Annotated in this window: 27 protein-coding genes; 12 read left to right on the top strand and 15 right to left on the bottom strand. The window is 68.2% G+C overall.

Annotated features, from left to right (window positions below; all coding sequences use genetic code 11):
• Window positions 1-234: 234 nt before the first annotated feature.
• Window positions 235-1,326, bottom strand: coding sequence for an aminopeptidase (locus IEY26_RS14620; RefSeq protein ID WP_188980249.1), 1,092 nt, complete (start codon window positions 1,324-1,326; stop codon window positions 235-237).
• 427 nt (window positions 1,327-1,753) lie between these two features.
• Entirely contained in the window at window positions 1,754-2,677 is a 924-nt protein-coding gene (locus tag IEY26_RS14615) for a class I SAM-dependent methyltransferase (RefSeq protein ID WP_188980247.1), read from the bottom strand.
• Window positions 2,678-2,802: 125 nt separating this feature from the next.
• On the opposite strand from IEY26_RS14615, the gene IEY26_RS14610 reads away from it, so the two are divergent.
• The gene (locus IEY26_RS14610) at window positions 2,803-3,075 is read left to right on the top strand and encodes a hypothetical protein (protein ID WP_188980245.1); all 273 of its coding nucleotides are present in this window, start codon (window positions 2,803-2,805) and stop codon (window positions 3,073-3,075) included.
• 154 nt (window positions 3,076-3,229) lie between these two features.
• Window positions 3,230-4,435: an MFS transporter gene (locus IEY26_RS14605; RefSeq protein ID WP_188980243.1), complete on the top strand. Its 1,206-nt coding sequence runs from the start codon at window positions 3,230-3,232 to the stop codon at window positions 4,433-4,435.
• Here the strand turns inward: IEY26_RS14605 and IEY26_RS14600 are convergent, their stop codons facing one another.
• The 3 genes from IEY26_RS14600 to IEY26_RS14590 form a co-directional block, all read right to left on the bottom strand.
• Complete coding sequence (locus IEY26_RS14600) at window positions 4,436-5,077, bottom strand: protein-L-isoaspartate(D-aspartate) O-methyltransferase (RefSeq protein WP_188980241.1); 642 nt, start codon at window positions 5,075-5,077, stop codon at window positions 4,436-4,438.
• Between the two features lie 116 nt (window positions 5,078-5,193).
• Entirely contained in the window at window positions 5,194-5,850 is a 657-nt protein-coding gene (locus IEY26_RS14595; protein WP_188980239.1) for an HVO_0476 family zinc finger protein, read from the bottom strand.
• A gap of 52 nt (window positions 5,851-5,902) precedes the next feature.
• Entirely contained in the window at window positions 5,903-6,085 is a 183-nt protein-coding gene (locus tag IEY26_RS14590; RefSeq protein WP_188980238.1) for a hypothetical protein, read from the bottom strand.
• Between the two features lie 123 nt (window positions 6,086-6,208).
• Here IEY26_RS14590 and IEY26_RS14585 point away from each other — a divergent pair, with 123 nt between their 5' ends.
• Complete coding sequence (locus IEY26_RS14585) at window positions 6,209-6,862, top strand: helix-turn-helix domain-containing protein (RefSeq protein ID WP_188980236.1); 654 nt, start codon at window positions 6,209-6,211, stop codon at window positions 6,860-6,862.
• A gap of 309 nt (window positions 6,863-7,171) precedes the next feature.
• Here IEY26_RS14585 and IEY26_RS14580 read toward each other — a convergent pair whose 3' ends face one another.
• Window positions 7,172-8,116 (bottom strand): aminopeptidase, encoded by a 945-nt coding sequence (locus IEY26_RS14580; RefSeq protein ID WP_188980234.1) that lies wholly within the window; start codon window positions 8,114-8,116, stop codon window positions 7,172-7,174.
• Between the two features lie 367 nt (window positions 8,117-8,483).
• Here IEY26_RS14580 and IEY26_RS14575 point away from each other — a divergent pair, with 367 nt between their 5' ends.
• The 3 genes from IEY26_RS14575 to IEY26_RS14565 all read left to right on the top strand — a co-directional run bounded on the left by IEY26_RS14575 (window position 8,484) and on the right by IEY26_RS14565 (window position 11,267).
• Entirely contained in the window at window positions 8,484-9,509 is a 1,026-nt protein-coding gene (locus IEY26_RS14575) for a type II glyceraldehyde-3-phosphate dehydrogenase (RefSeq protein WP_188980232.1), read from the top strand.
• Between the two features lie 105 nt (window positions 9,510-9,614).
• Window positions 9,615-10,814, top strand: a complete 1,200-nt coding sequence (locus IEY26_RS14570) for an MFS transporter (protein WP_229774155.1) — start codon at window positions 9,615-9,617, stop codon at window positions 10,812-10,814.
• A gap of 69 nt (window positions 10,815-10,883) precedes the next feature.
• Window positions 10,884-11,267: an Hsp20/alpha crystallin family protein gene (locus IEY26_RS14565; protein ID WP_188980230.1), complete on the top strand. Its 384-nt coding sequence runs from the start codon at window positions 10,884-10,886 to the stop codon at window positions 11,265-11,267.
• Between the two features lie 188 nt (window positions 11,268-11,455).
• Here IEY26_RS14565 and IEY26_RS14560 read toward each other — a convergent pair whose 3' ends face one another.
• The 3 genes from IEY26_RS14560 to IEY26_RS14550 all read right to left on the bottom strand — a co-directional run bounded on the left by IEY26_RS14560 (window position 11,456) and on the right by IEY26_RS14550 (window position 14,497).
• The gene (locus IEY26_RS14560) at window positions 11,456-12,889 is read right to left on the bottom strand and encodes a multicopper oxidase family protein (RefSeq protein ID WP_188980227.1); all 1,434 of its coding nucleotides are present in this window, start codon (window positions 12,887-12,889) and stop codon (window positions 11,456-11,458) included.
• A 204-nt stretch (window positions 12,890-13,093) separates the two neighbouring features.
• Complete coding sequence (locus IEY26_RS14555) at window positions 13,094-13,939, bottom strand: ATP-grasp domain-containing protein (protein ID WP_188980225.1); 846 nt, start codon at window positions 13,937-13,939, stop codon at window positions 13,094-13,096.
• A 21-nt stretch (window positions 13,940-13,960) separates the two neighbouring features.
• The gene (locus tag IEY26_RS14550) at window positions 13,961-14,497 is read right to left on the bottom strand and encodes a 50S ribosomal protein L16 (protein WP_188980223.1); all 537 of its coding nucleotides are present in this window, start codon (window positions 14,495-14,497) and stop codon (window positions 13,961-13,963) included.
• A 120-nt stretch (window positions 14,498-14,617) separates the two neighbouring features.
• On the opposite strand from IEY26_RS14550, the gene IEY26_RS14545 reads away from it, so the two are divergent.
• Window positions 14,618-15,697: a mechanosensitive ion channel family protein gene (locus IEY26_RS14545; RefSeq protein ID WP_229774154.1), complete on the top strand. Its 1,080-nt coding sequence runs from the start codon at window positions 14,618-14,620 to the stop codon at window positions 15,695-15,697.
• Between the two features lie 95 nt (window positions 15,698-15,792).
• On the opposite strand, the gene IEY26_RS14540 is transcribed toward IEY26_RS14545, so the two are convergent.
• Window positions 15,793-16,404 carry a translation initiation factor IF-2 subunit beta gene (locus tag IEY26_RS14540; RefSeq protein WP_188980219.1) on the bottom strand — a complete coding sequence of 204 codons (612 nt, stop codon included), beginning with the start codon at window positions 16,402-16,404 and terminating at the stop codon, window positions 15,793-15,795.
• A 133-nt stretch (window positions 16,405-16,537) separates the two neighbouring features.
• On the opposite strand from IEY26_RS14540, the gene IEY26_RS14535 reads away from it, so the two are divergent.
• The 3 genes from IEY26_RS14535 to IEY26_RS14525 all read left to right on the top strand — a co-directional run bounded on the left by IEY26_RS14535 (window position 16,538) and on the right by IEY26_RS14525 (window position 21,300).
• Complete coding sequence (locus tag IEY26_RS14535) at window positions 16,538-17,779, top strand: carboxylate--amine ligase (protein ID WP_188980217.1); 1,242 nt, start codon at window positions 16,538-16,540, stop codon at window positions 17,777-17,779.
• A 435-nt stretch (window positions 17,780-18,214) separates the two neighbouring features.
• A complete protein-coding gene (locus IEY26_RS14530; RefSeq protein ID WP_188980215.1) occupies window positions 18,215-19,561 on the top strand; it encodes an LLM class flavin-dependent oxidoreductase in 1,347 nt (448 codons plus the stop codon).
• 62 nt (window positions 19,562-19,623) lie between these two features.
• A complete protein-coding gene (locus tag IEY26_RS14525) occupies window positions 19,624-21,300 on the top strand; it encodes a helicase HerA domain-containing protein (protein ID WP_188980213.1) in 1,677 nt (558 codons plus the stop codon).
• Window position 21,301: 1 nt separating this feature from the next.
• Here IEY26_RS14525 and IEY26_RS14520 read toward each other — a convergent pair whose 3' ends face one another.
• From IEY26_RS14520 to IEY26_RS14505, 5 genes are all read right to left on the bottom strand, one after another.
• Window positions 21,302-21,598, bottom strand: a complete 297-nt coding sequence (locus IEY26_RS14520) for a hypothetical protein (protein WP_188980211.1) — start codon at window positions 21,596-21,598, stop codon at window positions 21,302-21,304.
• A gap of 24 nt (window positions 21,599-21,622) precedes the next feature.
• Complete coding sequence (locus IEY26_RS14515) at window positions 21,623-22,156, bottom strand: hypothetical protein (protein ID WP_188980209.1); 534 nt, start codon at window positions 22,154-22,156, stop codon at window positions 21,623-21,625.
• A gap of 75 nt (window positions 22,157-22,231) precedes the next feature.
• Window positions 22,232-22,612: a hypothetical protein gene (locus IEY26_RS14510; protein WP_188980207.1), complete on the bottom strand. Its 381-nt coding sequence runs from the start codon at window positions 22,610-22,612 to the stop codon at window positions 22,232-22,234.
• 39 nt (window positions 22,613-22,651) lie between these two features.
• Window positions 22,652-22,777 (bottom strand): hypothetical protein, encoded by a 126-nt coding sequence (locus IEY26_RS17690; protein WP_268239815.1) that lies wholly within the window; start codon window positions 22,775-22,777, stop codon window positions 22,652-22,654.
• Window positions 22,778-22,821: 44 nt separating this feature from the next.
• A complete protein-coding gene (locus IEY26_RS14505; RefSeq protein ID WP_188980205.1) occupies window positions 22,822-23,274 on the bottom strand; it encodes a DoxX family protein in 453 nt (150 codons plus the stop codon).
• Between the two features lie 132 nt (window positions 23,275-23,406).
• Between IEY26_RS14505 and IEY26_RS14500 the strand changes: the two genes are divergently transcribed.
• Together IEY26_RS14500 and IEY26_RS14495 are read left to right on the top strand one after the other, a co-directional pair.
• Window positions 23,407-23,988, top strand: coding sequence for a carboxymuconolactone decarboxylase family protein (locus IEY26_RS14500; protein ID WP_188980202.1), 582 nt, complete (start codon window positions 23,407-23,409; stop codon window positions 23,986-23,988).
• Window positions 23,989-24,283: 295 nt separating this feature from the next.
• Window positions 24,284-25,297 (top strand): tyrosine-type recombinase/integrase, encoded by a 1,014-nt coding sequence (locus IEY26_RS14495; protein WP_188980200.1) that lies wholly within the window; start codon window positions 24,284-24,286, stop codon window positions 25,295-25,297.
• Window positions 25,298-25,565: the final 268 nt, after the last annotated feature.

The raw sequence follows: 25,565 nt of genomic DNA, 5'->3' as shown, positions 1-25,565 counted from the left end.
CTCGCTCCCTCGCTTCGCTCAGCCGCTCCGAATCTCCTAGTCCTGCCTCACGGGTCGCTCCTCCCCGTTCGGCTATTCGGTTACGCCTCGTTTCGTTCGCGCGAACGGAGTGAGTGCGAGCAGGGAGGAACTTGTTCCGACCGTGCTCGGCGTAACCTATTCCTCGCGGGTCGTTCCTCCCCGCTCGGATTCTGGAGATTCTCGCTCGCGCTTTCGGCGCTCGCTCCGAATCTCCTATTCTTCGAACCAGAACTTCCCGTCCTCTTGGACGACGTCGCCGTCGAAGAGCATCCGGGAGTCCTCGCTCATGTCGGTGATCATGTCGACGTGGACGGCGGAGTCGTTCGCCTCGCCCTCGCTCCCCTCCGGGAAGTTGGAGGTGTACGCACGGCCGAGCGCGAGGTGGACGGTGTCGCCCATCTTCTCGTCGAAGAGGATGCTATCAGTAAAGCGGTCGATGCCGCGGTTCATCCCGATGCCGAGCTCTCCTAATCTCTTCGCGCCGTCGTCGGTCTCGACGGTCTCGGTGATGGCGGCCTCGCCCTGTGCCGCCGACCAGTCGACGACCTCTCCTCCCTCGAAGGTGAGGCGGACGTCGCGGACGCGCCGGCCGTTGATGGTCATCGGGACGTCGAAGAAGACCTCGCCCTCGGTCGCGTAGGGCGCAGTGAAGACCTCGCCGGACGGGAGGTTGTGCGAGTCGTACGCGACGGACGCACAGGAGTTCACGCTCACGCGGCCGTCGACCCGCATCGTCAGGTCCGTGTCCTCCTTCACGAGCCGGACTTCGTCCGTCTCGTCGAGGCGGTCTTTGACTTTCGCCATCCGCTCCGCGAGTTCGCTCCAGTCCCGCAGCACGGCGTCGTAGACGAAATCCTCGTACTCCTCGTAGCTCATCCCGGCCTGCTGGGCGAGCGAGCGCGTCGGATGTACGGTAGAAACCCAATCCGTCGCCATGCGCGCCTCCCGGACGTCCTCGCGGGCCTTCGAGTACGCCTGCCGGCGCTCGCTCGGCACGTCCGCGTCCGCCGCCGTGTTCCGCCCGCCGCCGAGGCGGAGCACGCTGTCCGCGTTCTCGAAGAGCGCGCGCTCGTACTCCGGGGACTCGTCGAAGTCGCCGTCGTGCGCGTTCAGGTACGCGCGCGAGACTTCGTCGCTCCCGTAGAGCGTCACCACGTTCGCGCCGCGCTCCCCCAGAGCTTCCGCCACCGCCACGCCGAGGTCGTGTGCGCCCTCCGCCACCGACACGACGACGTCGTCGCCCCGCTCGATCCGCGCGCTCCACTCCACCAGTACCTCCGCGTGCTCGCGAACACGGTCGTCCATACCCGAGAATCGTCCGTCACCGCGTAAAACCCACTGGAAGCGGCCGGCGGCGAAACACGCGACGACCGACACTCTCGCGGAGCCACTGCGACGCCCGCGAAAACCCCGCGTCTGCTCGGCTCGCCTCAGCGTTCGCGTTTCCACGATTCACGCTCGGTCGCTACGCTCCCTGCTCGCGGGTCGTTCCTCCCCGCTCGCTACTCCGCGGTTCTCACTCGCTTCGTTGTACGGGCGACCCACGAGTCGCCCGTACGGCAAGCGGGACCTTCGGTCCCGCCCTGCTCGCTCCGAACCGCGTTCGCTCCGAGCCGCGTTTGTCTCGCGTGTCGCTCCCTCAGTCGGAGCAAGCTCCTCCTTGCTCGCGTTCGCTCCGCTCACGCGAACGCTGGTCGCTCCCGCTCGACTTATCGTGATTCTCGCTCGGTCGCTACGCTCCCTCGCTCGAATCACGTTTGTCTCCCGCGACGAGCTGGTAGTCCGTCCCGGGAACGTCCTCGACGCGCGGGTGGTGGAAGCCGGCGTCGCCGAACCACTCGCCGAACTCGGCTTCGGTGTACGTCTCGCCGCCGTCGGTCTGCGCGAGCATGTGGGCGGCGAGCATCGCCGCGCCGTCCGCGCGGTCTCGGAGCTGGTCGATGTGGACGAGCGTCCCGCCGGGCTCGAGCGCGTCGAGGGCGTTCCGCATGAAGGCCCGGTTCTCCTCGGGACTCAGGGTGTGTGCGAGCCGCGAGCAGAACACGAGGTCGTACTGGCCGGGGAGCTCCTCGGTGACGTCGGCTCCGCGGAGCGAGACGGGTTCGTGTTCGAGGAGCGGTTCGTCCGCCTCGATGACGTCGGGGGTGTCGACGACGGTGACGTCGTAGCCGCGGCGCGCGAACTCGCGGGCGAACAGCCCGGGGCCGCCGCCGACGTCGACGACCGTCTCCGCGTCCGGCTTCTCGTGGATGGCGGCGGTGACGAACGCGCGCACGGTGGATTCGTCGACGGCGGCCATCGCGCCGAGCGCGTTCCGCGTCCAGTTCGCGGGCTTCTCCGGTGGCTCCCCCGTCCGCATCGTCTCCGGGAGGTCGAGCCAGCGGTCGAGGCAGTCGAGCTCGTGCGGCAGGCGGCCGATGGAGCGCACGTCCGTCTTCGTGATGAATCCGAGCATCTTGTTCGTCGGCTCGAAGCCCGAACCCATGCGTTCGAGGAAGCCGAGGTCGACGAGCGCGTCGACGCTGATGCGGGCGGCGCGCTCCGTCACGTCCGCCTCCTCGGCGACTTCCTCGACGGTCTCGGCGTTCGTGACGCAGGCCTCGATAACGCCCGTCTCCCGGGCGGCGCGGAGCAACAACAGCGCTCGGTGATCCATACCGAAGCCAGGGACGGCGGCGGGAAAAACGTACTTGCTACTGGTGAAGCGGATTTCAGTACGCCCCCTTACAGAAATAACGTTCAGATTATACTTATGCCGGTGTGCGTCCATCCTCTACCTGTATGAGACCAACCCGACACGCCGACACCACGACCGCGGTGCACCGCACACCGGGCACGCTCGGCGAGACGGTCGTCGCGAGCGCCATCTTCCTCGGCCTCCTCGCGCTCGCCCTCCTCGTCGCCAGCGCCCCCGGCCCCGTCCTCGCCACGCTCGCCCTCGTCGCCGCCGGCCTCGCCGGCCGACGCGCCCTCCGCCGCCTCGCCGCCCGCCGCCGCACCGGCCGCGCCCGCCGCGTCTGCCTCCCCGTCGTCGACGTCTGCGTCACCGCCTGACCCACCCCCGCCACCCTCGCCACCTCTCCCACCTCCGTCTCCCGGCCGCTCTCTCTCGCCCGTCCGACCGAGGCGTCCCGGTCCCGCCTCGTCTGCCGAACCGAGGCGTACCGGTACCGACTCACTGAAACGCCCCCTCGTTCTTCGTGTTCGCGTGGGACTCCTCGAATCCGCGCTCGGCGAGGACGCCGACCTCCTCGCCGACCGCCAGTTCGCCATTCTCCTCCTCGGCAGCGTCAGCTCCCCGCTCGGCGCGGCCGTCGTCTCGCCCATCCTCGCCTCGCTCACCGGCCCGCTCGGCGTCGACTCCGCGCGAATCGGCCTCCTCATGGCCGCCTACACCGCGCCCGCCATCGTCCTCATCCCCGTCGTCGGCGCGCTCTCCGACCGCGTGGGGAGGAAACCCGTCCTCGCCGGCGGCCTCGCGCTCTTCGGCCTCGCCGGCCTCGCCGTCCCCCTCACCTCCTCCTTTACCGCGATTCTCGCGCTCCGCTTCCTCCAGGGCGTCGGCTACACCGGCATCGCCCCGCCACTCATCTCCGCCGTCGGCGACCTCTACGTCGGCAAGCGCGAAGCCGCGGCCCAGGGCCTCCGCTTCACGACCGTCTCCGTCGCCCTCGCCGCCGTCCCGCCCGTGGCCGGCGCGCTCGTCGCCGTCGCCTGGTACGCGCCCTTCTACATCTACGCGCTCGCCCTCCCGACCGCGCTCGTCGTCGCCATCTGGTTCGAAGAACCCGAACGCGCCGGCGGCGGCGAGAGCGCGTCCACCCGCGAGCTCCTCGCGCTCGCCCGCCGACCCCGCGTCCTCGCCACCCTCGTCGGCCGCGCCACCCCCACCGTCCTCTGGTTCGCCTTCATCACCTACAACTCGGTCGTCGTCGTCACCCTCCTCGACGCCTCCCCCGGCGCGGCCGGCGCGGTCCTCGGCGTCGCCAGCGTCGCCTCCGCCGTCACCGGCACCCAGCTCGGCCGCCTCACCGCCGCCGTCCCCCGCGACCGCCTCCTCGCCGGCCTCCTCGCCCTCTTCGCCCTCGGCGTCGCCGTCTTCGCGCTCGCCCCCTCCGTGCTCGTCGCCGGCGTCGGCGCGCTCCTCGTCGGCGTCGGCTTCGGCAGCGCCATCACCCTCTACCGCAGCGAAATCACCGGCCTCTCCGACACGGCTCGCGGCGGCCTCGTCAGCCTCGGCGAATCCCTCGGCCGCCTCGCGAGCACGGTGACGCCCATCGCCGCCGGCGTCGCCATCGCCGCCCTCCAACCCAGCGTCGGCGACGGCACTGCCGTCCGCGCCGTCCTCCTCGCCACCGCCGCAATCGCCCTCCTCCTCGGCCTCGCCTGCGTCGCCGTCAGCTCCGAGCGCTGATCACTCCCCGCTCTCACCGCCTCCCTGTATCCGAACGAACCGCACGCTCACACCTGTCTCGCGCTCCAGTCCGCCGTCCTCTTTCTCGGCGTAGACGAGCCGCTGACCGAGGTCGCCGAGCGGGCCGAGCAGCCGCCCGCCCTCTCGGACCTGTTCGACTAACGGGGCCGGAAAGTCCGGCGCGGCACACGTGAGGTAGGCGGCGTCGTAGGGCGCGTGCGCCTCCCAGCCCTCCCGGCCGTCGCCGACCCGCACCGAGACGCCGCCGTACCCGGTCTCGTTCAGGTTCTCGCGCGCGTCAGCCGCGAGGTCTTCGAGATACTCCACGCTGTAAACGTGCGCCGAACCCACGAGCTCCGCCGTCACCGCCGCGTGATACCCACACCCCGTCCCGACTTCGAGGACGTCCTCGCCCTCGTCGAGGTCGAGGCGGTCGCACATCGTCGCCACCATACTCGGCGCAGAACACGTCTGTTCGTCCCCGATAGGGACCGGCCGGTCGCGGTACGCCGCATCCGCTTCGCTCTCCGGGACGAACTCATGCCTCGGAACCGCACGAATCGCGTCGACGACGCGCTCGCTCACGCCCCGCCGCTCCACCACTGACGCCAGCCGGTCGCGCTCCTCGTCGTACCCGCTCATCTGTCCCTCACCCGTCTGTCGAACCGGGTCATACTGGTACTTCTCCGTCTGCCGATCCGGGTCATACCGTGCGTCTCGCTCGCCCGCAGAAAAACCGTTGTGGCGGCTCGTTCGGCCTACCAGGCGGACCAGGCGTTACTGGTCTCGTCGTAGGCGTAGAGGCGCTTCGTGTCCTTCGCGAGCGCCGTGTCGCCGTCGTGGTCGAGTTTCTTGTAGTCGTAGCGGCCGTAGGCGTCCTCGCGAATCACGATACCCGTCACGGTGAACTCCTCGTCGCCGTACTCGTGGGTCTCGCCGACGGTGAACTCCTCGTCGCCGGGAATCTGGAGGTCGAACGGCCGCGTCTCGTCGTGCCGGCCGTCGCGCGGGTGGAGGGTCACGCCGACCGAGACGTTGTCCACGACGCGCGTCCAGAAGGTGGAGACGTCGCCGAAGTCCGCGCGGGCGCGCCGCGTCTCCGGGCCGAGCTGGAGGCTCGTGATGCGGACCTGCATGATGGCTTCGTCCGTCTCCACGATGAACTCCTCGCCCGTCACCACTTCCTCGTCGGCGTCCGCCGAGACGGTCGCCTTCAGGGACTCTCCGTCCTGACTCACGATGACGTCGCGCTCGACGACCGTCTCCGACTCCAGCTGTTCTTTGTGGACGTGCCCGCACTCCGTGCACTTCACCGTCGCCGTCCCGCCGCCCGTCGTGAGGACTTCGTGCTCCGTCTCCAACTCGGGGGAGCAAGAAGAACACGTCAGCGGGACGCGTTCTGCGTGCGCAGTCATACACGAGGAAAGCGGCTGGAACCCTTTAAACCCGCCGTGACGCGGGGCCGCCCTACTCCTCCTCGGCCGCGTCGTCGAGGCCCGCGACCACGACGTCCCACTGATTACCTGCGATCGACTCACACGTCCACCCTCCTTCGACGCGCACGTCGTTCTCCGACGCGGCGCTGATGAGTTCGCTGAGCCGCCGCCGGAACTCGTCTCTCGTCGCGACGTCGTCGAATTGCGTAGTCATAGTGACATCGGGATTGCTGCGGTCCGACTACGCCACGGTACGCTCTGTCGCCGTAAGAAGCTACTCCCGATGCATGGTACACCATGCTTGGACCTGATTACGCTCCGGCCACTCGTCTCCACCATGAGCGTCATCGCGGAACTCGAAGTCGCTGCCGACTCCTTCGAACTCGGCCGCGCGCTCGCAGTTCCCGGTCGGTCCGACATCCGCCTCGAAGACGTCGTCCCGCTCGGCGAGGACGTCGTCCCCCTCTTCTGGCTCCACGACCCGGACCCGTCCGACTTCGTCGCGGAAGTCGAGAAACGCGGCGAAGTCGAACACCTCACCGTCTTCGAGGAGATGCACGACCGGACGCTGTACGCCCTCCAGTGGGACGCCACCGGCGACCGCCTCCTCGCCGCCGTCCACGACCTCGAGGGCTTCCTCCTGAGCGCCACCGGCGAGGGTGACACGTGGACGCTCCAGATTCGGTTCCCCGACCACGACGCGCTCTCGGCGTTCGCCGACCGCTGCGAGGACGCCGGCATCGACTTCGAGGTCTGCGGCCTCTACAACCCGACGCGCCCCGAAGCCGGCCCGTGGTACGGCCTCTCAGACCCCCAGTACGAGACGCTCCTCCTCGCCCGCGACCGCGGCTACTACGACATCCCCCGCCGCATCTCCACGCAGGATCTCGCCGACGAACTCGGCGTCTCCGACCAGGCGGTCACCGAACGCCTCCGCCGCGCCATCCGCACGCTCGTCGACAACACCCTCCGCGCCCCCGACTACTCTTAAAGCCGTTGGTGGACCAAGTAAAAGCGGTATCGGTGCAGGACCCCAACTACCGGGTGGACCGGCACGCGTGGATCTTGACTCCCGTAGGGGGGAGGGTCGACTCGCGCGTTTCGGTCCAGAGGGGGAGTACGAACTCGGCTGTCTCCGACCGAACCACCCCGGAACAGCCCACCCGCCCCGATTCTCCACGAGACCAACACCGCCGAGTGACCCGTCCGCCGAACCGGGCCACACTGCGACTGACCCGTCCGCCGAACCGAGCCGTGACGCTCGGTCGAGGGTCGCTCCTCCCGTTTACTGTTCCGAGGTCTACGGCTCGGGGAGCCGCACGACCTCGCCGTCCGCGTAGACGGTCGGCTCCTCGATGATGCCGTCGAGGTGGAGGGGGGCGTCGGTGTCGCCGCCGATGCCCGCGTCGTCGCCGATGGCGATGTGCACCGTGCCGGCGGCCTTCTCGTCGAGGAGGACGCTCCCCACGAGCTCGGTGACGGCGACGTTCGTCCCGATGCCGAGCTCCGCGAGATTGTACGCCGCGTCACCGACTTCGTCCGCGGCGTCCTCGACCTGCTGGCGGATGTCCGGGTCCGAGATACCCGTCACGTAGCCGTCCTCGACGTCGAACCGGAGCTTCTCCCCGCGGAGGCGGCCGTGCGGCATCATCGTCCCGTCGACGACGTACGTGCCGTTCGCGTCCGCCGGCGCGACGAACACCTCGCCCGCCGGAAGGTTGGAGAAGTCGCCGGGCTCGTGCACCATCCCGGTGTCCTGGAGCCACTCGCGCTCGCCCGGTTCGAAGGTGATGTCCGTCCCCGACTCCGTCGTCACGCGGACCTCCTCCGCTCCCTCGACCTGTTCGAGGACGTCCGCGCAGTGCCGGCGAATCGCCGCGTAATCCGCGTCGAGACCGGCCGTGAAAACCTCCTCCGTGATGCCGGGGAGGGTCGCACCGCGCGCTCCCGCTTCGCTCGCCTTCGAGCGAGCGCGCGTGTGACTCAGGCTCTTCGTCGTCGGCGCGAGAAACACGTCCGCGTCCCGCATCGCCGCCGCGACCGGCGCGGGCGGCTCCGACCCGTGCTGCGCCCCCGGCGGATACCGAATGATGCTCGCCTCGCCCGTAATCCCCGACGCGACCTCGTAGAGCGCCTCGCCGATAGCCTCGCGCGTGTCGTCCGTCACGACCACGCAGGACTCGCCCGCTTCGAGCCCGAGGCACTGTACGACCGCCGTCTCCGCCGCCTCCGCGAGCGTCGTCATACCACAGAGTTCTCTCGGCCGCTAGTTAGCCCTTACCGTCTCGCGAAGACGCAGACTCGGCGTTACTCGTCCGGCGTTTCGGACGAACGCGGCGGCTTGAACCTGATTCGGCGCAGTAGCGACCGAACGGACGACGGCGCTTTGTGCGAGTGGTGGCCGTTCGGAGCCTCGTCACGGGTGTTCGACATCGTTGTTCAGCTAGTGATAGCGCGTCATCCACGATGAATCTCTAGCTCGGAGCGTTCGCCTGCTTGGACTCTCCTCGTAGGCTCCGCCGTCGGTGGCCCCAGTCGTTCACTCTCCCAGTAGTTACTCTTTCAGACACGTTCTCGAAACCGTTAACCGGACTCCGTGAGGAGTTCCGCGTATGATTCGCGTCGGCATCAACGGATACGGGACTATCGGGAAGCGCGTCGCGGACGCCGTCCGCGACCAGCCGGATATGGAGGTCGTCGGCGTCGCGAAGACGCGGCCGAACTTCGAAGCCGAACAGGCCGTCGAGCGCGGCTACGACCTCTACGCCGCCATCGAGGACCGCGCGCACCAGTTCGCGGAGTCGGGGCTGGAGACCGCCGGCCTCGTCGACGAGCTCGTCGCGCAGAGCGACGTCGTCGTCGACGCCACGCCCTCCGGTGTCGGCGCGGAGAACCGCGCGCTCTACGAGGAGTACGACACGCCCGCGCTCTACCAGGGCGGCGAGGACGCGGAGGTCGCCGACGTCTCCTTCAACGCTCGCGCGAACTTCGACGCCGCGCGCGACGCCGACCACGTCCGCGTCGTCTCCTGTAACACCACCGGGCTCTCCCGCCTCATCACGCCCCTGAAAGAACAGTTCGGCGTGGAGAAAGTCCGCGCGACCCTCGTCCGCCGCGGCGGCGACCCCACGCAGAGCGACCGCGGCCCCATCAACGACATCGTCCCCGACCCCATCACCGTCCCGAGCCACCACGGCCCCGACGTCAACACCGTCATCCCCGACGTCGACATCGACACGCTCGGCCTCAAGGTCCCCGCGACCCTCATGCACATGCACTCCGTGAACGTCACGCTCGCCGAGGACGTCGACGCCGAGGCCGTCCGCGACGCCCTCCGCGGCGAACCCCGCCTCTGGCTCATCGACGACTCGCTGGGCATCGAGACCACCGCGGACGCGAAGGAGTACGCGATGGACCGCGGCCGCCCCCGCGGCGACGTCTGGGAGAACGCCGTCTGGACGGAGTCCGTCAACACCGAAGGCCGCGACCTCTACCTCTTCGAAGCCATCCACCAGGAGTCCGACGTCGTCCCGGAGAACGTCGACGCCATCCGCGCCGTCACCGACGCCGACACCACGGCCGAAGAGAGCGTCCGCACCACCAACCAGGCCATGGGCGTCGACCTCGGCGGCGAGTAACCCGAAGTAAACGCGCCTACTGGTCCCTGTCGGTCCCGGAACACGCCTCCGCTGTTCGCCGGTCGTTTACCCCTCCGCGACCTCCCCACCGGTAGTGATGTTCTCGTGTCCCTGACCGGCCGGCTCGACGCCTACCCGACCCCCGTCCTCGCCACCGCCTTCGCGACGTTCGTCGCCTTCCTCGGCATCGGCGTCGTCGACCCCATCCTCCCGAAGATCGGACAGCAGATGGGCGCGTCCCACGCGATGGTCGAACTCCTCTTCAGCAGCTACATCCTCGTGATGGCGCTCGCCATGCTCGTCTCCGGCGCGCTCTCCACGCGCATCGGCAGCAAGAACACGGTCCTCCTCGGCATGGCGCTCGTCGCCGGCTTCGCCGCGCTCTGCGGGCTCGCCCCGGACGTCCTCGCGCTCGCCGTCCTCCGCGGCGGCTGGGGCTTCGGGAACGCCCTCTTCACCAGCACCGCGCTCGCCATCATCGTCGGCCTCTCCACCGAGGTCGCCGAAGCCATCCTCCTCTACGAGGCCGCGCTCGGCCTCGGCATCGCCGCCGGCCCCCTCCTCGGCGGCGTCCTCGGCTCCGCCTCCTGGCGCATCCCCTTCTTCGGCACCGCCGTCCTCATGGCCGTCGGCTTCCTCACCACCTACGCCACCGTCTCCGACCCCGAAACCCGTGAGGAGAAACAGACCGTCCGCGACGTCCTCGCCGGCTACCGCTCCGACGCCCTCCGCACGAACGCCCTCGTCGGCCTCACCTACTCCTTCGGCTTCTTCACCATCCTCGCCTACTCGCCGCTCACCGTCGCCGACCTCACCAGCGTCCAACTCGGCGTCGTCTACTTCGCGTGGGGCGCGCTCGTCGCCGTCTCCTCCGTCTTTCTCTCCACCGCCCTCATCCGCCGGTTCGGCGAAATCCCCACCCTCGGCGGCACCCTCGTCGGCATGATGGCCGTCCTCGCCGCCGCCGGCCTCACCGTCGGCACAACCGCTCTCCTCGCCGTCATCGTCCTCTCCGGCGTCTGCTGCGGCGTCGCCAACGCCCTCTTCACCACGCTCGCCATCGAGTCCAGCCCGCACTCTCGCGCTGTCTCCTCCGCCGCCTACAACTGCCTGCGCTGGGCGGGCGCGGCCGTCGCCCCCGTTCTCGCCGGCTACCTCGGTCAGACCTACGGCCTCGCCACCCCCTTCTACCTCGCCGCCGCCGTCGTCCTCGCCGGCACCCTCTACCTCCTCGTCCGCGGCAGCGACATCCGCGACGGCCTCCGCGCGAACGCCAGCGCCGGCCACGCCTCCGCCGGCGACTGACACCCGGAAGAGGCGAATTCGGGGCTACCCCGAAACCTTACCTGCGTGTCTCCCTAACCGGAGAGCGTAATGAGGAGAGACGACCGGGACGACCCCTTCGACGAGTTCTTCCGGGAGATCGAACGCATGATGGACGAGATGACGGGCACGAACGGCCCCGGCGACCTCGACGAGAACGGCTTCGGGAGCGACATCCACGTCGACGTCCACGAGTTCGAAGAGGAACTCCGCGTCGTCGCCGACATCCCCGGCCTCGAGAAAGAGGACATCTCCCTCCAGTGCGACGGCGACGTCCTCACCATCAACGCCGTCAGCGACACCCGCGAGTACGAGGACCGCATCACGCTCCCCGTCCGCGTCGACGAACGCTCCGCGAACGCGACCTACAACAACGGCGTCCTCGAAGTCACCTTCGACCGCGCCGAGGACTCCGCCGACATCACCTTCGAATAACCCCGGTTTCTCCATCATCTCTCGTTCTTCTCGCGTTCTGGTGAGCGATAGCGGTAGCGAACCACACAGCCGCGGCGTTTCGGAAGACCTCCCCCCTCGCCCTCGTGAGACCCTTCAGAACCAGAACTCTCTCGCTCGTCGGTCACGTAATCGGGCTGCCCCGCCCAGGATACCCTGTCTCGGGCGGCTCAGGCCTGCCGGTCGTAGGAGACGACGCGCGCCATGCCGGAGGCGAGGTGGTACTGGTTGTGGCAGTGGAAGAACCACTCTCCCGGATTGTCGGCGTAGACGTCGAAGGTGACCTGCTGGCCGGGGGCGACGAGGGCGGTGTCCCTGACGGCGTGGCCGACTTTGAAGAAGTGGCCGTGGAGGTGCATCGGGTGGTACATCTCGCTCTCGTTCCGCATCGTCACGCGGACGTGGTCGCCGGGGGAGACGCTGAGCGGGTCGGCGTCTGGATACCTCTGCCCGCCCATCAGCCACGCGCCGTCGTCGCCGGGGGAGAGCGTGAGCCCGTACTCGCGGTCGGGCGACCCCCGGACGTGGCCGTAGCGTTCGACGGCGCGGAGCATCGAGCGGTCGAGGCGCGTCGGCGACCCCCGCGGGCTCTGCGGGCTGGCCGAGGACTGCTCGTAGTCGACGACGAGCCGTCCCCACTCCGGATCTCCGAGGTCGCCGGCGTTCACTGGGGTCGCCGCTAACTCCCACGCGCCGGGGTTGTCGAACTCGACGACGGCGTCGTAGCGCTCCGCCGAGCCGAACCGGAGGAAATCGACCTGCACGGGGTCGACGGGCCGCCCGTCCGCGTGCGTCACCTTCAGCGTGTGGCCGGCGAGCCGCAGGTCGAAGACGCCCGCGCTCGCGCCGTTGATGAAGCGGAAACGTACGCGCTCGCCCGCCGTCACGCCGACCTCCTGGGGGTCGTCCGGGAGCCTCCCGTTCACCACGATACCGTCGTAGAGCGGGACGTCCGGATTCTCCTCTGTCGGGGGCGTCGCGGCGAGGTAGTCGTCGACGAACACGACGACCTCCCGGTCGTAGTCGAGCCGCGGCTCTTCCTCCTCGACGACGAGCGGCCCGAACAGCGAGCGGTCCATCTGCTGGGCGACGTGGCTGTGGTACATGTAGGTGCCCGGCGGGCTCGCCTCGTAGGCGTACGTCATCGACTCCCCGCGCGGAATCGGGTCCTGCGTCACGCCGGGGACGCCGTCCATCTCGTTCGGCACGGGGACGCCGTGCCAGTGCACCGTCGTCCCCGTTCCCTTCGGCAGGTCGTTCTCCACCGCTACCTGTATCGTGTCGCCCGCGGGCACGCGGAGTTCGGGCGCGGGATACCGGCGGTTGTAGAGGTACTGCGTCGTCGAGTCGAGCGGCGTCCCGCCCTCGCCGGCGCGGCGCGCGCCCAGCGAGAAGGTCCGATCCGCCGGCGACGACGGCTGATTCCGCGGCTCGCCCGGACTGTCGCTCGTCACGTCGGCGCGGCCCGCGGTGCTCGCGCTCCGGTCGCCCGCGCTCGGCGCGTCGTCTCCTGCGCCCCGCATAGCGTCGAGCGCCATCCCCGCGAGCGGAATCGACCCAGCGCCCACGAGCGCCTTCGCGAACAACCGCCGGGAGAACGCCATCAGGCGCTCACCGCTGTCGAATCCTCGGCGCGCATAGCTACACCGAGAAACGTGACGCGCACGCAAAAACCCCTGCGTCCATCAGTCTGCGTGTCCATCAACACGCGTCCATCGGTGCCGGGACCTCGCCGTCTGACGAACCGGCTCGTCCCGATACCTCGCCGTCTGACGAACCGGCTCGTACCGCAGCGTGCCGCGGGCGGGTCAGGGGAGGTCGCGGAGGAGGTCGACGAGCCGGTCGAGGAAGTCGGGTTCGTACTTCTCGAAGCTGTCGACGGTCGGTCGGGCGTTCGTCTCCGTGACGACCGCGCGGTCGTCGCTGACGAGGAGGTCGACGCCGAGGAAGTCGATGTCGAGGACGTCCGCGACGGATTCCGCGAGGTCGCGGAGGTCGTCGTCGAGGTCGACGGCGGTCGCGGTCGCGCCGCGGTGGACGTTGTGCTTCCAGCCCTCCGCCTCCGCGGGGAGTTCGCGCTTCACCGCGCCGGCGTATTCGCCGTCGAGGACCATGACGCGGTAGTCGACGGCGTCTGGAAGAAACTCCTGCACGAGGAAGGTCTTGTCCGCCGTCGCGCGGTAGTCGTGGACGAGGTCGAGGTAGTCCGCGACGCCGAGCAGCGAGTCGGTGTCGTGGACTTTCGCGACGCCGACGCCGCGCGTCGCGGAGTTCGGCTTGATGACCACGGGCGGGTCGAACCGCTCGACGGCCGCCGTGAGGTCTTCCGTCTCTGTCGGGTGGGAGACGACGACGCTGTCCGGGACGGGGACGCCGGCGCGGGCGAGCCGCGCCGTCACCGCGGCCTTATTCCGAGAGGTGAGAACGGCCTCGCGGGAGTTCAGCCACGGCACGCCGAGCACGCTCTGCAACACGCCGCCCTCCGGGATGCGACCGGGGAAGACGAACCCCGCGTCGAAGTCGTCGACGCCGGGGTCGGAGAGCGCCGTCACCGTCCTGCTGAGAGAGACGTGTTCGGCGTAAATGTCGCGCTCGGCGAGGGGGTCGGAGAGCCGGTGGAGGGTTTCGGTGTCGTTCGCGACCGCGAGTCGCACGAGCGGGTGGTGAGAAGGGAGTTAGTCGAGGCGGGTGAGGAGCTCCTCGCCGCGTTCGACGTCGATCTTGCACGGGGGCGTGATCTTGTTGTACGCGCGGCGGAAGGCCTCCTTCACTTCGGCGGCCTGCTCGACGTCACACCACGCGGTGAAGAGGCGCTCGCCGGGGTAGATGCGAGCGGCCGTGCCGACCGGCACGCCGAACGCCTGGCGCATCCCGTCGGAGACACGGTCCGCTCCCGCGCCCGTCGCCTGCTTGTTCTCGCGGAGGATCTGGTGCGGGAACTTGCGGAGGATCATCTTGTAGTTGCCCTCGCCGAGCGTCTTGATGAGGTGACGGTTCGCGGAGAGGCGGGAGGCCTCGAGGGAACCGTGGCGGAGCTGACACTCCTCGTCGGCGACGAGGCTAATCTGGACGGGGTACTCCTCCGGCTCCTTGTGGAGGTCGCCCATCTTGTGCTGTGCAATCTTGGACCCGGGGATGCCCGTGACGTAGTCGCGTCGCGTGTACGAGGGCTTCGAGATCTCCCGGTACATGGAAGCCGGATTGTCCGACATGGTTACTACCCGAGTCTGAGGGGTACGCAGGGGTTAAAGCCTTCGAAGCGCCGACGAGGCGACGCGGCCCCGTCGCTCGCCCACAGGACTAATATTCTTCCAAACGTTCTATGAAAATATATGGTGGGTTCGGTCCAACCGCTCGTCGACTGGCTCCTCGCGCTCCCGACGTGGGCGAAGCTCGCCGGCGTCGTCGCCGCCTCCGGCCTCGCGACGTGGCTCGTCACGCTCTTCGGCGTGCACGTCGTCCGCCGCGTCGTCCACAGCACCGACACCCAGTACGACGTCATCCTCTACGAAGAACTCCGCCTCCCCGTCTTCACCACCGTCGCGCTCACCGGCGTCATCGCCGCCGCGACGCACCTCGCCCTCGCCGACCCGCTCGCCCGCTACCTCCACGCCGGCGCGCTCACCGTCGTCGTCATCGTCTGGACGCGCGCCGTCCTCCGCCTCGCCGACCGCATCCTCGTCGCCGCCGGCCGCCAGTCCGACCTCGTCGAGGACTTCGCCCCCATCTTCGAGAACCTCCTCACCTTCGTCCTCCTCCTCGTCGCCGCCGCCGCCGTCCTCGGCATCTGGAACGTCGACGTCACCCCCATCCTCGCGTCCGCCGGCCTCATCTCCGTCGCCCTCGGCTTCGCCGCGAAGGACGCCATCGCGAACTTCTTCGGCTCCGTCGCCCTCTACTTCGACGACACCTACACCGTCGGCGACTACGTCGTCTTAGAGGACGGCCGCGAAGGCACCGTACTCGATATCTCCATCCGCTCGACCGAACTCCTCACCCGCGAGGACAAAGTCATCACCGTCCCCAACTCCGTCCTCAACTCCACGAGCATCCAGAACGAATCCGCACCCCGCCCGAAAACCCGCATCACCCTCGACATCGCCCCCGCCTTCGGCACCGACATCGACTACTTCGAAGCCGCGACGCTCGAAGTCGCCGAACGCGAAGACCTCGTCGTCGACACCCCCGCCCCCCGCATGCGCTTCCGCGAGTTCGGCGACTACGCCCTCGACTACGAACTCCGCTGCTGGGTGCGCTCTCCCCTCAGCGACGAACGCGCGGAACACGAACTCCTCCGCGCGCTCTACAAACGCTACGAACAGGACGGCATCGACCTCCCCAGCCCCACGCGCGAAGTCGAATTCCAAAACCGCGCCGACCACAACGCCGACGCGGACTTCCACCGCCGCTAACCCCGCGCGGAACCGGAGCAGCAGTTCCACTTCCCCGTCTGTCGAACCGGAGAAGCGATTTTCACTGCCCGTCTGCCGAACCGGGGCAGCGTGTCTTACTCGACGCGGCGCGTGAACGCGAGCGTCCCGCTGACGTTCTCCACGTAGACCCGGCAGACGTCGCCCTCCTGCGCGCCCGGAACGAACATCGTGTACTTCCCGCGCTCCGCCGTCCCGTCGCCCTTTCTCCCGGTGCCCGTAATCTCCACTTCGTACGTCCGGCCCTCCTCCACGGCCTCCTGCTGGCGCTGCTTCGTCGCCGACGACCGCTTCTTCACCGGCCGGAACGCCCCGCAGGCCTCACACCGCAGCATCCGGTTGCGGTTCTCCATCACGAGCTTCGTGTCCGGCAGCCCGCACTCCGAGCACGTCACGAACTCCGCGACGTACGCGTCGAGCGCCTCCTGAAAGTCCGACGGCGAGAAGTTCCCGTTGTACCGCGCCCACTCGCCCTCGAACTGCCCCGCCGTCCCCAGCTCCCGCTGAATGATGGAGTGGACGTGCTCGGCGTCGCGCGAGAGCGCGTCCGCGATGTCCCCGAGGTTCGTCAGCCGCGTGAACGCCCCGTCCCGCTGCGCCGTCGGCTCCGGGACGTCAAGCCGGTCGTGCTCCGCAGTGAAATCCGGCGTCGCCGCCATCGCCCGCTCTAACCGCGCCGCGTAATCCATACGAAACCGTGGCGAACACCCCGTAAAGGTCTGCCGTGTCGCCCGCGAGGGCGGCGCTCTCCTGTGTCTCGACTACCGGCGAGCCTGCGTGACTTTCCGTGCGCTTTAGCCCGCGAGGGCCGCAAGCACGCGTATGAGCTTCCTCGACTTCGACGGCCTCCGCGACGCGCTCGCGGACGCCGAGTTCGACCAGCCGCCCGCCTTCGTCGCGAACGCCCACGTCACCGGTCTCGGCGTCGCGCGCGCCCTCAGCCAGCACGGCGTCCCCGTCGTCGCCATCGACCGAACGGGCACCGGTGCGGCCTCCGGTAGCGACGCCGTCGACTACGCCGGCCAAGTCACCTACCCCCTCGACGACCTCGCCGGCTTCACCGCCGACGTCGAAACCCTCGCCGCCGAACTCGACCACGCGCCTGTTGCCTTCGGCTGCATGGACGAGTGGGCGCTCGCCTTCGCCGAAGCCGACCCCGAGGGCGTCCGACTCCCCTTCGCCGACTTCGATATCGTCGACAGCGTCCTCGACAAATCCTCGCTCTACGAGGTCGCCGACGACCTCGGCGTCCCCTACCCCGATACGATTCCCATCGACGCCGACACCGACCCCGACGACCTCGCCGCGGAACTCGACCTCCCGCTCGTCATCAAGCCCGCCTACAAGCGCGAACTCGAAGAGGCCGCCGGCACGAACGTCATCGAGGTCGAGGACCGCGACCAGCTCGCCGACGCCATCGCGACCGCCCGCGACCACGACATCCAGATCATGGCGCAGGAGAAAGTCGACGTCGCCGTCGGCGAAGACTGCTCGCTCGCCTCCTACGTCCCCGAATCAGGCACTGACGACGCCCTCGCCGTCGTCGGCAACCCGAAAGTCCGCCACCCCTTCGGCTTCGGCACCTCCTGCGTCGTCGAAACCGTCGACCGACCCGACATCGAAGACCGCGCCCTCGCCGTCCTCGACGAAACCGGGTATCACGGCATCAGCGAGGCCGAGTTCGTCTACGACGCCGAGCGCGAGGACTACGTCCTCCTCGACGTCAACACCCGCCCCTGGAAGTGGATCGGCCTCCCCGTCGCCGCCGGCCGCAACCTCCCCTACGCCGCCTACGCCGACGCCGTCGACGCTGACGCCGTCGACGCCGACTACCAGTCCGAGGAGACCGACACCGAACAGTGGGTCTACCTCCCCGACTACCTCGACAGCCTCGCCACCAATCAGACCCACGACGTCCTCGCCAAATCCGACTGGCTCGCGCTCATGAGCGGCGACGAGAACGCCAGAACCGTCGCCGGCGTCTACCGTCCCGACGACCCCGAACCCGCCTACGACGTCCTCCAAGCCAAACTCGGCACGCGAGAGTACTACTGCGCCTGCTAGTAGACCACTCCAGGACCGCAATCCACTCTCCAACCGACTCCGCCGCCTCCGAAAGCCCCGGCCGCCTCGCGCGCTCTCGCCGGCATATCCCTCACCGGCGTTCGGGATAGGGGCCGCCGAAGAGACACGCGACGCGACCGCCCCTTCCGAATTCCCACCCCTGAGAGTCGGACCAACAGCCGATTCACGCGGGCGGCTCCCCACCCTGCTCTCGCCGAGAGTTCAAGTGCGATAGCGCGGCGAAGTCGCTGTATGCTGTGAGGAGTGCTCGGGCCCGGTCGAGGCGGGTGTGTGACGCGCCGGCCCGAGGAAGCGGCGTCGCCTGTCAGCCCACACCCAGCGAAGCTTGCCGGTCTCGGTGACGGAGCGGTGAGAACACCCCACGTATTCGCCGCGTCCCGTCCCGCTTAGGGTCTCCTTCGCCTCCCTCTCGGTATGAGTGACGACGGGATTCATCTCAATCTCTTCACGATGAACGCGGTCGAGCACGTCTCCGTCGGGAGCTGGCGCTACCCCGGCGACCAGTCGACCCGCTACACCGACACCGACTACTGGACGGAGGTCGCGCGCACCGCGGAGCGCGGCGGGTTCGACGGCGTGTTCTTCGCGGACGTCCGCGGCATCTACGACGTCTTCGACGACTCTCGCGACCCCGCCATCGAGAAGGCCGTGCAGACGCCGTCGAACGACCCGGCGTACGTCGTGCCCGCGATGGCCGAGGTCACCGACGACCTCGGGTTCGCCATCACGAAGTCGACGTCGTACAACCACCCCTACCAGCTCGCGCGGGAGTTCTCGACGCTCGACCACGTCACGGACGGCCGGGTGGCGTGGAACGTCGTCACGTCCTACCTGGAGTCCGCGGCCGCCAACCTCGGCTTGGAGGGGATGATCGAGCACGACGAGCGCTACGACCGCGCCGACGAGTTCATGGAGGTCGTCTACCGCCTCTGGGAGGACTCCTGGGAGGACGACGCCGTCGTCGCGGACCGCGAGTCCGACGTCTACACCGACCCCGAGAAGGTGCACGGCATCGACTTCGACGGTGACTATTTCCGGGTGCCGGGGCCGCACGGCTGCGAGCCGAGCCCGCAGCGCTCGCCCGTCATCTACCAAGCCGGCTCCAGCGACCGCGGCCGGGAGTTCGCCGCGAAGCACGCGGAGGCCGTCTTCGTGAGTCAGCCGAACGAGCGGGCCGTGATGGACTACATCGAGGACCTCGAAGCGCGCGCGGAGTCCTACGGCCGCGACCCGGACTCGCTCAAGTTCTTCCCGGGTATCGTCCCTATCGTCGGCGAAACGGCGGAAATCGCCGAGGCGAAACACGAATCCTACAAGGAGGGAATCGACGTCGAGGGCGTTCTCACGCTCCTCTCCGGGTTCGTGGATATGGACCTCTCCGAGCTGGACCCGGACCAGACGGTCGAGCACATCGAGACCCAGGCGATGCAGGGCGTCGTGAACGCCTTCACGAAGAACGACGACCGCGAGTGGACGGTACGCGAGATGGCGCAGTACGCCGGCCTCGGCACCACGAGCCCGGTCGTCGTCGGAACGCCCGAGCAGGTCGCGGACGAGATCGAGCGCTGGTACACCGAGGTCGGCGTCGACGGCTTCAACGTGAAGGAGGTCGTGCGCCCCGACGGCCTCCGCGACTTCGTCGACCTCGTCGTCCCCGAACTCCGCGAACGCGGCCTGATGCGCGAGACAGCCGGTGCGACGCTCCGCGGGACGCTCACGGGGAGCGACCGTCTGCCCGCCGACCACCCGGCCCGCCGGTAGCCCCGAATCCCTCGGGCGACGGTAAGTTTCTTCGCCCCCGGCCGCGTGAGTCCTCTCAACGAATGGGTTCTTCATCGAGCGCCGACGGTGACGAGCAGACCATCCGCGTCGGCGAGACCTCGGAGGGCGACCCCGTCGACCTCCCCGTCGTCGAAGTCCTCACCGGCCGCGGGTTCGTCACCGGGAAGAGCGGGTCGGGAAAGAGTAACACGACGAGCGTCGTGATGGAGGAACTCCTCGAGAAGGGGTATCCGGTGCTCGTCGTCGACACGGACGGCGAGTACTACGGCCTCAAGGAGGAGTACGAACTCCTGCACGCGGGCGCGGACGAGGAGTGCGACATTCAGGTGCTCCCCGAGCACGCGGAGAAACTCGCGACGCTCGCCCTCGAGGAGAACGTTCCCGTCATTCTCGACGTCTCCGGCTTCCTCGACGAGGAGGCATCCGACGAGCTGGTCCGGGAGACGGCTCGCCACCTCTTCGCGAAGGAGAAGAAGCTGAAGAAGCCCTTCCTGCTCGTCATCGAGGAGTGCCACGAGTACATCCCGGAGGGCGGCGGGATGGGCGAGACAGGACGAATGCTCATCAAGGTCGGGAAGCGCGGGCGGAAACACGGCCTCGGCATCGTCGGCATCAGCCAGCGGCCGGCGGACGTGAAGAAGGACTTCATCACGCAGGCGAACTGGCTCGTCTGGCACCGCCTCACGTGGGAGAACGACACGAAGGTCGTGGGGCGAATCGTCGGCGACGAGTACGGGTCGGCGGTGTCCGACCTCGAACCCGGCGAGGCGTTCGTGCAGTTCGACTGGGCGGACGCGGAGGTGAGTCGCTTCCGCTTCAAGCGCAAGCGGACGTTCGACGCGGGCGCGACCCCGGGGCTGGACGATTTCGAGCGCCCGGAGTTGAAGTCGGTGAGCGACGCGCTCGTCGAGGACCTCGGCGAGATTTCGGAGGTGAAAGAGCAACGCGAGGACCGCATCGCGGACTTAGAGCGGAAGCTGGAGAACCGCGAGCAGCGCATCGCCGAACTGGAGAACGAACTGTCGCAGGCGAAGGACGTCTCCGATGCCGCGCGGAAGCTCGCGAACGCGATGGCGCACGGCGCGCCGGACGCCATCCAGTCACAGCTCCCGACCGCCGGCGCGAACGCCGCCGACGGTGACGCTGACGCCGCCGACGAGGGCGCGCCCGCGGCCGTCGCGGAGTTAGAGGAGCGCATCGAGGAGTTGGAGACAGAGCTAGAGCGCGAGCGGGAGTTGGAGACGGCGGCGGCCGCGCGGAACGCGCCGAGCGCGGTCGAAGTCCCCGACTCCTCGGGCGTGGAAGCCCGCGAGGAGACGCGGTCGCTCGTCCCCGAGGACGGCGCGGAAGTCGTCGAGACGGCGGAAGCGGAGGGGCTGGCGGGCGAGGAGTGGTCGGACGACGACTTCCTCACGGAGCCCGCGGTGGCGGTGCGCCTGCAGGCGGCGCGCCGGGAGTCACAGTGCAACGAGCGGACGGCGGAACGCATCTACGAGGTCCTCGTCTCGGACGCGCCGGTGTCGGCGCACGACATCGCCGACCGGACGGGGCGGTCCGTCGAGGCGGTGCACAGCCTCCTCGCGGGCCTCCGGGCGCGCGAACTCGTCCGGCGGAACGGCGACCTGCAGTACTCCTTCGACGTGAACGCGCTCGCCTCGCTCGTCGAGTCGGACACGCGCGCGCACCTCGGCGAACTCCACGAGCAGTGGCGCGCGTAGCTCAGGGTCGCCGCCACCGGTATCGCTGCCAGCCGGCGTAGAGCGGGGCGGCGAGCGTGCTCGACACGGCGACGTTCATCGCGTAGACGGCGGGTGGGACGGTGAACGCGCCCTCTGAGGGCCGGTAGCTGGTGGAGACGATGACGGTAGCGAGCCAGCCGGCTCCCGGACCGATGGTGAGCGCGCCCGGGACGCCCCACGGGAACTCCCAAGCGTGCCGGCGTGTGAAGAGCGAGTCTGACGCGGCGGCGAGCGGTGGAAAGAGGGGGTAGCCGAGATGCGCGACGTCGCTCGCCACTGCAGTCACGCCGACCGGACCGAATCAGGTGGCGTCCCGCTGCATCTTGAACGTCACCGTTTCTCCCTCGGATTTGACCGTGGTGAGGATGGTGATCCAGCCGTCGTGCTGCTGGACGGCGTACCCCTCGGAGTAGGAGAGCTTCACCGTCTGCGTGTCCGTGTAGGAGCTGTTGGCGGCGATCTGTCCGACCTGCTGTCTCCCGCTCCACACGCGGTTGTCGGGGTTCGTGTTGTTCCCCGCGTAGATGCGGCTGTAGACGGTGACGTTCTTCGCCGCCGTCGACTGCTCGTTGTTGAGGGTGACGGTGACGTTCCGGCAGGTCTGCCCGCACTGCGTTATCTCGTCGACGCTGAACGTGAACGGCGGCCCGCCGGCCATCCCGCCGTCGTCCGTCCCGTTGTACGTGTTCCCGTCGGACGCGGTCGGATAGCCGGACACGTTCCCGTCACCGCCCCCGCCGGGAACGGGACCGACACCCATGAACACCGCGTACGCGCCCGCGGCGACGACCACGATTACCGCGACGGCGACGACGCCGATTCGTTTCCGTTCCATACTGTGCCTCTGGCTTGTCGTTCACTCTCGCTCCGGTGGAATAACCGTGTCGGCCACGCCTCTCCGCGGCGATATCTATCTGGAGACGACGTATCGAAGATCGAACACGACTGCGGCGGCGTCGTCGGACCCCGTGAGCGGCGGGCGCGCCTGCCCCATCGCGGTGTTGTCGACGGCGACGACGTACTCGCCCGCCGGGAGCGATCCCGACCGCGAGGCGTCCCGGACGTCGAGCGCGGAGAGATGCGAGTAGTACGACGTCGCCGTCCCCGCGCGCCACGTCGCCATGTTCGCCGCGTCGACCACGACGACGTCCGCGTTCGGCCCTGACCGCACGCGGAACGCGTACTCGACGGTCACGCCGGTGTCGACGTCGAACCCGAACTCCTCGACGCCGTGCCGGGCGACCCGCCCCGACACTTCACCCTCGTACACGGCGTCGCGCGACCCGCTCATACACGGGGTTCGGCGACGCCGACTAAGAACGTACTGGACCTACCGACCGAACCAGCGCGCGACCAGCCCGGCGACGAGCACGAGTGCACCGGTCACGAACGTCCCCGGAACCGGGAGCACGAACAACGCCGCGCCGACCGTGAGAACCGGATTCGACTGCTTCATCTCGCCCGTACTCGCTCGCCCACACCGGTAGGCGTGGTGGCTCCTCACTCCGCGGTCGAGCGCTCGGAATCCGCACCCGAACCCGAGCGCGTTCGCGTGTACCACCACGCCCAGAGCATCAAGACGCCCTGGAGCGGCAGACGCACCCACGCCGCAATCTGCGCCGCGCGCCGGTGTTCGTCCGGCACGAGCGCCGCCGCCACGTCGTCGACGGCCATGTAGACGTTCGCCGGGAAGACCGCCGCCAGCAACGCCACCAGCCCCCACGCCGACGCCCGCCGCGTCCGCCGCACCAGCACGCCGAGCCCGAGCGCGACCTCCGCCACCCCCGACAGGTAGACGAGCCCCCGCGGGTTCGGGAACCCCGGCGGCACGATGCGCTCGAACGACCGCGGCGCGACGAAATGCATCACGCCCGCACCCACGTAGAGCGCACTCATCACGTAGAGCAACCCCCGCTCGACTCGACCCGCCGCGTCCCCGGATACGCCGACCATCACTCCACACCTCGACCGGCCGCCACAAAGCGCTTTCCGCGTCGCCCTCCTCCCGCCGCTCCTCCGTCCCGCCTCTCGGTCTCGCTCCCCTCGCCGCCTACACCTACATACCTGCGGTCGAATGAGACGGGTATGGCACGCATCCCGTACGTCGACCCCGACGACTTCCCGGCCGAGAAACGCGACCTCCTCGACACTCTCTCCGGCGAGGACGTCCCCGACGAGGACCGCCGCCACTCCCTCGAAGGCGGCACGCTCAACGTCTACCGCGCCATCGGCCAAAACCCTCCCCTCCTCGACGCCTTCCGAACCTACGCCGGCCGCGTCTGGGCGGAGAGCGGCCTCACCCCCCACGAACGCGAAGTCGTCATCCTCGCCGCCTCCTTCCACGCCGACTGCGCCTACGAATGGCACCAACACGTCCGCGTCGCCCTCGACGCCGGCCTCGACGTCGACACCGTCCTCGCCATCTCCCGCGAAGAACACACTCACCTCGCCGACGAACACGCCGCCCTCGCCGCCTACGTCGAACAGTTCGTCGACGGCGCTGTCACCGACGCCCGCTACGACCGCCTCGCCACCCACTACAACGACCCGACTATCGTCGGCGTCACCGCCCTCGCCGGCTGCTACCTCGGCCTCGCCCGCCTCCTCCAAGCCCTCGACGTCGAACCCGAACAACCGTTCGTCGGCTGGGACCTCGAAGACCTCTGAGACGTAGACGATTCGCTGACGCTCTCTGTCGGACGTGCTCATTGCCGATTAGCAGTACAGACATACCGCAGTGGCAGATTTCCTCGCTCCGCTCGGAGAGCTGAACCACCGCGAATCCGAGACTCGCTCCCCGGTTCAAACCCGCTCGGGAGCGTTTCCACTGCTCGCTTCGTTCGCAGGAAAATGCCGCCTCCCGGATTTGAACCTCGGGAAGACGACGCGAAAATAACGTGCTGTCGGGCGATTGGACGACGCTTCCCCGACCCACAATCCGGTGTTCTGCGGAGAGCAAACAATGGCAGAACTCGAACCCATCGCTCCCGCAGAAGCGAAAGAGATGTTCCTCGCACAACGGCGTGACGAGGTTGCAGAAGCAACGCTACAGGGCTATCACTACCGTCTCAAGCCGTTCGTGAAGTGGTGCGAGCAGGAGAGCATCACGAAACTCAACGAACTCACGGCCCGCTCACTCCACGAGTACCGGCTCTGGCGCAAGGAGGACGGCGACCTGAAAACCATCACTCTCAAGGGACAACTCTCGACCCTGCGAGTGTTCGTGAAGTTCCTCGAATCCATCGACGGCGTCGAGCAGGGCTTGCACGACAAGATGCTCATTCCTTCGGTCGAAGACGAGGAAGCGGTCAGTGACAGCATCCTCGAAGCGGAGAGGGCAGAGCAAGTCCTCAACTACCTCGGGAAGTACGAGTACGCCTCGAAACGACACGCACTCCTCACCGTGCTGTGGCATACTGGTTGTCGGATGGGAGCCGCACACTCCCTCGATGTCTCTGACTTCGATGCAGAGGAGCAGGCACTCGAAATACGCCATCGGCCCGATACCGAAACCAACCTGAAGAACAAACAGTCGGGCGAGCGTATCTGTGCCCTCTCGGAAGACGTCTGCGAGGTGTTGCAGGACTACGTCACCGTGACTCGTGACGACGTGACCGACGACTACGGGCGAGAACCACTGTTCACGACTCGGTACGGTCGGATGCACCGGTCGAAGATTCGGGAGATGGTGTATGCCGTGACTCGTCCGTGTGCCTACGGTCAGGAGTGCCCGCACGGTCGTGACCCGAACTCCTGTGAGGCGGCTACCTACACCCACGCGAGCAAGTGTCCGTCCAGCGTGTCACCGCACGACGTTCGGAGGGGAGCCATCACCCACCTGCTACGAAACGACGTGCCCAAGCAGGTGGTGTCCGACCGTGTGAACTCCTCGCCTGAAACGCTCGAAAAGCACTACTCCCAACTGACCGAGGAGGAGAAGATGGAGCAACGGAGGGAGTACCTCGACTCGATGTGACCGCCCGATTGTCATAGGATTGTATGAGAGGGTGAAGGGAGTGGTAAACACCCTTCGCTTGTATGACAGACAGCAGGGATAACACAGTGGGGTTTAAGAGTGATGTGCTGTCCACGTTCGTCTAGAGAAAGCGTCCAATAACGAATCAGTGTCCAGAAAACAGGGATAGAATTGGTCGCCACCTTTAAGTACTAATCTCCCGAACAATAGTGTAAGGAAGTCAGAAACGTATCGCTCGCTGAGTAGCCACTTCTCCTGCTGAGGGTGT

The sequence above is a fragment of the Halocalculus aciditolerans genome (assembly GCF_014647475.1).
Taxonomy (GTDB): domain Archaea; phylum Halobacteriota; class Halobacteria; order Halobacteriales; family Halobacteriaceae; genus Halocalculus; species Halocalculus aciditolerans.
This window is presented reverse-complemented; position numbering and strand designations above follow the sequence as displayed.

Bases quoted from the DNA above. Each gene is read 5' to 3' on its own strand.
- IEY26_RS14600 (WP_188980241.1), bottom strand. From the start codon at position 5,077: ATGAGCGGGTACGACGAGGAGCGCGACCGGCTGGCGTCAGTGGTGGAG.
- IEY26_RS14530 (WP_188980215.1), top strand. From the start codon at position 18,215: ATGAGTGACGACGGGATTCATCTCAATCTCTTCACGATGAACGCGGTC.
- IEY26_RS14580 (WP_188980234.1), bottom strand. From the start codon at position 8,116: ATGACGACGCTCGCGGAGGCGGCGGAGACGGCGGTCGTACAGTGCCTC.
- IEY26_RS14535 (WP_188980217.1), top strand. From the start codon at position 16,538: ATGAGCTTCCTCGACTTCGACGGCCTCCGCGACGCGCTCGCGGACGCC.
- IEY26_RS14495 (WP_188980200.1), top strand. From the start codon at position 24,284: ATGGCAGAACTCGAACCCATCGCTCCCGCAGAAGCGAAAGAGATGTTC.
- IEY26_RS14500 (WP_188980202.1), top strand. From the start codon at position 23,407: ATGGCACGCATCCCGTACGTCGACCCCGACGACTTCCCGGCCGAGAAA.
- IEY26_RS14565 (WP_188980230.1), top strand. From the start codon at position 10,884: ATGAGGAGAGACGACCGGGACGACCCCTTCGACGAGTTCTTCCGGGAG.
- IEY26_RS14545 (WP_229774154.1), top strand. From the start codon at position 14,618: ATGGTGGGTTCGGTCCAACCGCTCGTCGACTGGCTCCTCGCGCTCCCG.
- IEY26_RS14525 (WP_188980213.1), top strand. From the start codon at position 19,624: ATGGGTTCTTCATCGAGCGCCGACGGTGACGAGCAGACCATCCGCGTC.
- IEY26_RS14595 (WP_188980239.1), bottom strand. From the start codon at position 5,850: ATGACTGCGCACGCAGAACGCGTCCCGCTGACGTGTTCTTCTTGCTCC.
- IEY26_RS14560 (WP_188980227.1), bottom strand. From the start codon at position 12,889: ATGGCGTTCTCCCGGCGGTTGTTCGCGAAGGCGCTCGTGGGCGCTGGG.
- IEY26_RS14590 (WP_188980238.1), bottom strand. From the start codon at position 6,085: ATGACTACGCAATTCGACGACGTCGCGACGAGAGACGAGTTCCGGCGG.
- IEY26_RS14505 (WP_188980205.1), bottom strand. From the start codon at position 23,274: ATGGTCGGCGTATCCGGGGACGCGGCGGGTCGAGTCGAGCGGGGGTTG.
- IEY26_RS14510 (WP_188980207.1), bottom strand. From the start codon at position 22,612: ATGAGCGGGTCGCGCGACGCCGTGTACGAGGGTGAAGTGTCGGGGCGG.
- IEY26_RS14515 (WP_188980209.1), bottom strand. From the start codon at position 22,156: ATGGAACGGAAACGAATCGGCGTCGTCGCCGTCGCGGTAATCGTGGTC.
- IEY26_RS14615 (WP_188980247.1), bottom strand. From the start codon at position 2,677: ATGGATCACCGAGCGCTGTTGTTGCTCCGCGCCGCCCGGGAGACGGGC.
- IEY26_RS14550 (WP_188980223.1), bottom strand. From the start codon at position 14,497: ATGTCGGACAATCCGGCTTCCATGTACCGGGAGATCTCGAAGCCCTCG.
- IEY26_RS14540 (WP_188980219.1), bottom strand. From the start codon at position 16,404: ATGGATTACGCGGCGCGGTTAGAGCGGGCGATGGCGGCGACGCCGGAT.
- IEY26_RS17690 (WP_268239815.1), bottom strand. From the start codon at position 22,777: ATGAAGCAGTCGAATCCGGTTCTCACGGTCGGCGCGGCGTTGTTCGTG.
- IEY26_RS14575 (WP_188980232.1), top strand. From the start codon at position 8,484: ATGATTCGCGTCGGCATCAACGGATACGGGACTATCGGGAAGCGCGTC.
- IEY26_RS14585 (WP_188980236.1), top strand. From the start codon at position 6,209: ATGAGCGTCATCGCGGAACTCGAAGTCGCTGCCGACTCCTTCGAACTC.
- IEY26_RS14620 (WP_188980249.1), bottom strand. From the start codon at position 1,326: ATGGACGACCGTGTTCGCGAGCACGCGGAGGTACTGGTGGAGTGGAGC.
- IEY26_RS14610 (WP_188980245.1), top strand. From the start codon at position 2,803: ATGAGACCAACCCGACACGCCGACACCACGACCGCGGTGCACCGCACA.